Annotated in this window: 5 protein-coding genes and 1 tRNA gene; 5 read left to right on the top strand and 1 reads right to left on the bottom strand. The window is 62.8% G+C overall.

Going from position 1 to position 7,016, the window contains the following annotated elements:
* The first annotated feature begins 36 nt into the window (after positions 1–36).
* The 4 genes from B2284_RS13845 (at position 37) to B2284_RS13830 (ending at position 4,166) form a co-directional block, all read left to right on the top strand.
* A tRNA-Leu gene (locus B2284_RS13845) sits at positions 37–117 on the top strand.
* A gap of 244 nt (positions 118–361) precedes the next feature.
* Entirely contained in the window at positions 362–2,734 is a 2,373-nt protein-coding gene (locus B2284_RS13840; protein ID WP_170957199.1) for a CHAT domain-containing protein, read from the top strand.
* A gap of 3 nt (positions 2,735–2,737) precedes the next feature.
* Positions 2,738–3,556, top strand: a complete 819-nt coding sequence (locus B2284_RS13835; protein ID WP_205747116.1) for a shikimate 5-dehydrogenase — start codon at positions 2,738–2,740, stop codon at positions 3,554–3,556.
* Positions 3,557–3,566: 10 nt separating this feature from the next.
* The gene (locus tag B2284_RS13830; RefSeq protein ID WP_083607129.1) at positions 3,567–4,166 is read left to right on the top strand and encodes an ANTAR domain-containing response regulator; all 600 of its coding nucleotides are present in this window, start codon (positions 3,567–3,569) and stop codon (positions 4,164–4,166) included.
* Positions 4,167–4,241: 75 nt separating this feature from the next.
* Here the strand turns inward: B2284_RS13830 and B2284_RS13825 are convergent, their stop codons facing one another.
* Positions 4,242–4,703: a PaaI family thioesterase gene (locus B2284_RS13825; protein ID WP_376745314.1), complete on the bottom strand. Its 462-nt coding sequence runs from the start codon at positions 4,701–4,703 to the stop codon at positions 4,242–4,244.
* 46 nt (positions 4,704–4,749) lie between these two features.
* Here B2284_RS13825 and polA point away from each other — a divergent pair.
* Positions 4,750–7,016 (top strand): DNA polymerase I (polA, locus tag B2284_RS13820; RefSeq protein ID WP_286697650.1); only part of this gene is annotated, 2,267 nt, incomplete at its 3' end.

The following is a 7,016-nucleotide window of genomic DNA, read 5'->3' as shown; positions in this document are numbered from 1 at the left end:
GGGCAGCGCGCGTTCGGGTACGATGATCGGGCACCAGCCGACGTGGTGGAATGGCAGACACGGAGCACTCAAAATGCTTTGCCGCAAGGCGTGGGGGTTCGAGTCCCCCCGTCGGCACTGGAGTTTTCTCACCCACAAAATCTAAAAATGAATTACGTTTCGTTCTGGGGGTTTGGGCGTTTTAGCACCGCATTGTTCTACATTTCACGCACAACTACGCGAGCTGGCCAACAACAGCTCGCTCGTGGCGGCATTTGTATCAGGGGTTGACAGCCCCCCGGCCACGGCTGAGGCTGCTCAGGCATTCTACGAACGCGCGCAGGCTCTTGCGTCAAACCCAATGGGTGGAGACTCTGCCCGGGTGGCAAAATATCTAGGGCGCGCTTTTTCGTTTTGCCAAGCTACAGGCCTTGAGGATAGCCAGGCCCAATGTTTGATGCTTCTCGGTGAGGCGCTGTCCAATGAGAGGGGACTGGCTTCAAGCGTCGAGGAGCCCGCTGAGGTCGAACTCTTTTCGATTGCGGCGGAGTATTTTCGCGCTCTGAAAAATGCCTCTTTGACCGCGATGTTCAGGACGAATATTGCAACCGCGATAGTTCGAACTTGCGGGCTCGATATTGGGCGTCTGCAACACGCTCGAGCCTTGGCGGAGAAAAGTTATAGAGAAAAAGTTGGCTCTACCAGTGATCGCCCCTATAGTGTTTTTGCAATTGGGATGATTGATGCAAAAATAGCTGGAATTGACTTGGATTCTGAACAGCTCAAGACCGCTATCAAAAAAATGCGAAGTTCACTACGGCGCCTAAAAGGCGAAATTCCAGATGAATCTTGGGTGCGCGCTCTCTGCGAGGTTGGGGAATTTGAAGCTAGGCTGCTCGAGATGCGAGCCGCTGAAGTGGAACAGCAAATTGTACGTTCTGCGGGTTTTTCCTGGGTTTTTAGTGAAGATTTAGGGGAGGACAAGGTACCTGGACTTCTCCGGACGAATCCCAGAGTCTTAGGTGTAGACGAGACCCCATGTTGGCTTCCAGGGCCGATGGAAATTCGCGGAGCAGTTGCGAAGGAAAGGGTTTCTCGCACCAGCCGTTTGCTCGATGATCTCAGCATATCGTTAACTCGCCCGCTCTCCTCCATTTCTAGAGCCAGGGTTGAACGCGTGATTGGCCGTCTTGGTTGGCTATTGGATCCAAATCTAAGCTCATTCAAAAAATATGCGGCTAGCATAGCAAATTTCATGGATATTGACGACCAACGCGAGGTCGCAATGGATGGCCTGCATGCTTGGCTTGAAGGGGCGGAACTCTTGGAGATGGCCGTGCCCGCGGAGGTGACGGAGTGGGTGTGCGAAGCTGTCCTTCAACTATTTGGTAAAGCCTCGTTTGACGAGAAGCTGAAATTAGTGACGGACCTCTCGGTTAGCATGCGTCAACTAGCAGCTTTCGCTTCCCGGGCTAACCTATGGCAGTACTCCCGTGAGATCCTTATTCAAATCTGGGAAAGCTCCTCGGGCGGGTCTTGGGGACCGCCGCCGCACAAGGATTGCGCACGCGTGTTACTTTACCATGATCCGTTCGATACATTTATTATGATTGAAGACACCGCGGAGTCCCTCACGTCGCCTGTTGGCCGACGTCTGGAAATCTCCGGTAGGGATCTGGCGAATGGCTGGCTTAATATTCAAGATGGAGCCACCGCCGCTCAATTTTTCGGATCTACAGCTTCTGGTCGTGGGGCTTATTCCAGAGAATTGGAGCGCGTTAAACCGCTGTTGGAAGCCCTGTTTGAGATGACTCGCCCCGGCGCGGGCCTGTTTTTGCGCCTATTCGGACTTTTTCATCACATTCCAATAGCCTCACTTCTGGAGGCACAGCGTCCGGGTCGACATTCATTTATTCTAGAAAGTTGTGGGCTGTCCAGCGAATGCTCTTCCCCCGCGCTAGCGAGTGGAGGAGTCGTCCTGTCGGCAACCCCTCCGGAACTTGAGAAATTGCGCCATGCGGCGACTGAGTCATTTGCTATCTCCACGCATGCCGGTTGGAGCGGGGTTGCGAATGCGACACGCTTGGATCTTGAGTCGGCGCTGCACGCTCAAGATGTCGTGCATCTTATTAGTCATGGTGAGGCCGGAAGCGTAGGGCTGCACAACCGGTTGCATTTGGTAGACGGGCAGGTATCTTCTCAAGAAATCCTCGGCTGGGAAGGCAATTTGATTTCCAGCTTTGTTTATCTGGACGCCTGCCAATCAGCTTTGGATTTGGGCTTTATGCTATGGGAAGCCCAAACCACCATTCCGGGAATGTTGTGTCGAAAGGGCGTTCCGTTCACTTTGGGAACAACTAGAAAAATCAATGATCTGGCTGCAGCTGTGTTTGCTGTTAAGTTCTATCAAATTTGGAATGGCCGCCTCAATGCGACTGATATCTACGGGGCGCTATCCGGTGTGCAACTGTGGATTCGGAAGGCGTCTCTGGAAGACCTGATGGCCTTTAATCGGGGCCTTGAAATCCCATTCGATTTGCCGCCAGGACTAGTTGATGCTCCCATGGATATGATCCCATTCCAGCACCCGGCTTGCTGGGCGCCATACAGCTTGGTGGCTTCTGAGGATGCGTGTCTGAGAGATCCAAGGGAAAATGAATTTCTGTCTCTGGAGACCCAACAGCCTTCTCGATCGTGGACGACAGGCGCGAGAAGGCTGCGGTCTTGGCTCACCGGAAGGCGTGAAAGGAAATAGCCTTTGTCTATGCTCTCCAAGGACACGCAGCTGTGCATCTCGATGTCGGGGCGCCCGAGCAACATCGGCACGCGCTTCCACAACCGGCTCTATGACGAGCTGGGGCTCGACTTCGTCTACAAGGCGTTCTCGCCGGTTGATCTCGCGCAGGCCGTCGCCGGCATCAGGGGGCTGCCGATCCGGGGCGCGGCAGTGAGCATGCCGTTCAAGGAGCAGGTCATCCCGATGCTCGACGCGCTCGACGAATCGTCGAAGGCCATCGACTCCGTCAACACGATCGTCAACGACGACGGCGTCCTCACCGGCTACAACACCGATTACGTCGCCGTCGCGTCGCTGCTGCAGACCCACGGCGTGCCGACCGACCTGCGCATCGCCGTGCGCGGCTCGGGCGGCATGGGCAAGGCGGTCGTCGCCGCGTGCCGCGACACCGGCTTCACGCACGGAACGGTCGTCGCGCGCAACGTCGAGGCGGGGGAGAAGCTCGCCGCGCAGTACGGCTGGGAGCACTCGCGCGATGTGCCGGAAGGCACCGACGTCCTCGTCAACGTCACGCCCCTGGGCATGGCCGGCGGTGAGGGTGAGGGGCGGTTGAGCTTCACCACCGACGAGATCGACGCGGCGACCTGGATCTTCGACGTCGTCGCGAGCCCGAGCGACACGCCGCTCGTCGTCGCCGCGCGGGAGCGGGGCAAGAACGTCATCACCGGCGCCGAGGTCATCGCGCTGCAGGCCGCCGAGCAGTTCGTCCTCTACACCGGCGTACGCCCCAGCGACGAGCAGATCCGTACCGCGTCCGAGTTCTCGCGCCAGGACGCGTAGGATTTTCGCCGTGAGTGAGACGAGCGACCAAGACCAGCGCCTGCGCGTCGTCGTGGCGGAGGACGAATCTCTCATCCGCCTCGACCTCGTCGAGATGCTCGATGCGGGCGGCTACGACGTCGTCGCCGCCGTCAGCGACGGGGAAGCGGCCGTGGCTGCGATCGCCGAGCACCGACCCGACCTCGCGCTGCTCGACGTCAAGATGCCCCGCAAGGATGGCATCAGCGCCGCCGAGGAGATCGGCGCCGACGGCCTCACCCCCGTCGTCCTCCTGACGGCGTTCAGCGACCGCCACCTCGTCGAACGCGCGAGCGACGCGGGCGTCATGGCCTACGTCGTCAAACCGTTCACCTGGAACGACCTCGGCCCGGCGCTCACCGTCGCGACCCGCCGATTTCGCGAGATGCGCGCCCTGCGCGACGAACTCGCGGCGATCAACGCCAAGCTCGAGACGCGCAAACAACTCGACCGGGCGAAGGGCATCCTCACCACCAAGCTCGGCCTCGACGAACCCGCGGCGTTCCGCTGGATCCAGAAGACCGCGATGGATCGTCGTCTGTCGATGCAGCAGGTCTGCGACGGCGTCATCGCCGAGTTCGGCGACGCCTGACGCGAGAAGGGTTGTGGAGGTTCGCGCGATGGGTATCGCGAGCCTCCACAACCCTTCGTCGCCAGAGGAGGCGTCTCAGCCCTTCGGCAGATCCCGCAGCATGCACGTGATGCGGGCGGTGCAGGTGCGGTTGCCCTCATCGTCGGTGATGACGACGTCGTACGCCGCGAGGGTGCGCCCGATCGACAGCGCCGTCGCGGTCGCCGTCACGATGCCGCTCCTCGCGGAACGGTGATGCGTCGCGTTGATGTCGAGCCCGACGGCGAATCGTCCCGGCCCGGCGGCCATGTTCGCGCCGATGGAGCCGACGCTCTCGGCGACAACGACGTTCGCGCCGCCGTGCAGCAACCCGAACGGCTGCGTGTTGCCCTCGACGGGCATCGTCGCGACGACACGCTCGGGGGAGGCCTCGAGCACGCGGATGCCCATGCGCTCGTCGAGCGTGCCGCGGCTCATCTGCGCGAGTTCGTCGAGCATCTGCTCCTGCGTCATCTCGGGCGCGTGGGTTGCGTTCTCGGGCGTGGGGGAGCTCGTCATGGTCTCGCCTTTCGGGTTGTCGGTGGTGGGACATAGGCTGCCACGTGTGAAGCGCTTGTTGTTGTTGGACGGACATTCCCTCGCCTACCGGGCCTTCTTCGCGCTGCCCGCGGAGAACTTCTCGACCTCGACGGGGCAGCACACGAACGCCGTGTACGGCTTCACGTCGATGCTCATCAACCTGCTGCGCGACGAGGAACCGACGCACCTCGCCGTCGCGTTCGACGTGTCGCGTCAGACGTTCCGCAGCGAGGAGTACGCCGAGTACAAGGCGGGCCGTGCGACGACGCCGAGCGAGTTCAAGGGGCAGGTGAGCCTCGTCAAGGAGGTGCTCGACGCGATGGGCGTCACGCATCTCGAACTCGACGGGTACGAGGCCGACGACATCCTCGCGACACTCACCACCCAGGCGACGCAGGCCGGTTTCGACGAGGTGCTCCTGTGCTCCGGCGACCGCGATGCGCTGCAGCTCGTGCGCGACAACGTCACTGTGCTGTACCCCGTCAAGGGCGTCTCGGAGCTGACGCGTATGACGCCCGCCGCCGTCGAGGAGAAGTACAGCGTGCCGCCCGAGCGCTACAGCGACCTCGCCGCGCTCGTCGGCGAGAAGAGCGACAACCTGCCCGGCGTGCCCGGTGTCGGCCCCAAGACGGCCGCGAAGTGGATCGGGCAGTACGGCGACCTCGAGGGCCTCGTCGCCAACGTCGACCAGATCAAGGGCAAGGCCGGCGAGAACGTGCGCGCCCACCTCGATGGCGTGCTGCGCAACCGACGCCTCAACCAGCTGCTCGTCGACGTGCCGCTGCCCGTGACGCCGGACGACCTCGCGCGCCACGACTGGAACCGTGACGAGGTGCACCGCGTCTTCGACGGTCTCGAGTTCAAGGTGCTGCGCGACCGCCTGTTCGCGACGCTCGGCACGGCGCAGCCCGAGGCTGAGGGCGACGTCAGCGTCGACGGCGTCGTGCTCGGCGACGGCGAGGTCGAGACGTGGCTCGCCGGTATCACCGGGCGCGCCGGGCTGTTCGTCGACGGCACGTGGGCGAAGGGCGCGGGTGACGCGAGCGGCCTGGCGATCGCCGACGAGAGCGGCCGCGCCGCGTACGTCGACCTGACGACCCTCGCACCCGAGGACGAGCAGGCGCTCGCCGAGTGGCTCGCCGACGTGACGAAGGCGAAGGCCCTGCATGACGCGAAGGGCCCGATGCACGCCCTCGCCGCGCGCGGTCTCACCCTCGCCGGGCTGACGAACGACACCGCCATCGCGGCCTACCTCGTGCGACCCGACCAGCGCTCGTACGGGTTCGAGGATCTGCTGCTGCGCTACTGTCACATCGAACTGCCCGAGACCAGCAAGCAGGCAGCCGGTCAGGGGATGCTCGACCTCGGTGACGTCGGCGCCACGCAGGGCGACGACGCCATGGCGCGCGCCGCGGCCGTCGCGACCCTGGCCGACGCGCTCGACGAGGCGGTCGCCGACGTCGGTGGCATCGAGCTCATGGCCGAGCTCGAGCTGCCGATCGTCGAGGTGCTCGCGACGATGGAGCAGGCCGGCATCGCCGTCGACCTCGACGCGCTGCACGAACTCGAAGCCGACTACGACGCGCAGGTCGTCGCCGCGCAGCAGGACGCGTGGGACGCGATCGGTGGCGAGCAGGTCAACCTCGGCTCGCCGAAGCAGTTGCAGGTCGTGCTGTTCGAGACCCTGGGCCTGCCGAAGACCAAGAAGACGAAGACGGGGTACACGACGGACGCCGAGGCGATCGCCGACCTGTCGGAGAAGGCACCGCACCCGTTCCTCGACGCGCTGCTGCGTCACCGTGACGCCTCGAAGCTACGCTCGACGGTGCAGGGCCTCATCAAGTCGATCGGTGACGACGGCCGCATCCACACCACCTACCAGCAGACGATCGCGGCGACCGGGCGCCTCAGCTCGACCGACCCGAACCTGCAGAACATCCCGATCCGCACCGAATCGGGTCGACGCATCCGTCGCGTCTTCGTGGTCGGCGAGGGCTACGACTGCCTCATGTCCGCCGACTACAGCCAGATCGAGATGCGAGTCATGGCGCACCTGTCCGGCGACGAGGGCCTCATCCAGGCCTTCAACGACGGCGAGGACCTGCACCGGTTCGTCGGCTCACGCGTGTTCGGCGTCGAGCCGAGCGAGGTGACCTCCGAGATGCGCGCGAAGGTCAAGGCGATGTCGTACGGCCTCGCGTACGGGCTGTCGGCGTTCGGCCTGAGCAAGCAGCTGCGCATCTCCACGGCCGAGGCGCAGCGCCTCATGGACGGCTACTTCGAACGCTTCGG

The sequence above is a fragment of the Dermacoccus sp. UBA1591 genome, assembly GCF_002322065.1.
In the GTDB taxonomy this organism is placed as follows: Bacteria; Actinomycetota; Actinomycetes; order Actinomycetales; family Dermatophilaceae; genus Dermacoccus; species Dermacoccus nishinomiyaensis.
Note: the sequence above shows the minus strand (reverse complement) of the source record. Positions and strands in the feature narration are given on the sequence as shown.

Excerpts from the sequence above, each read along its gene's own strand:
- B2284_RS13825 (WP_376745314.1), bottom strand. The coding sequence starts at position 4,703 with ATGACGAGCTCCCCCACGCCCGAGAACGCAACCCACGCGCCCGAGATG.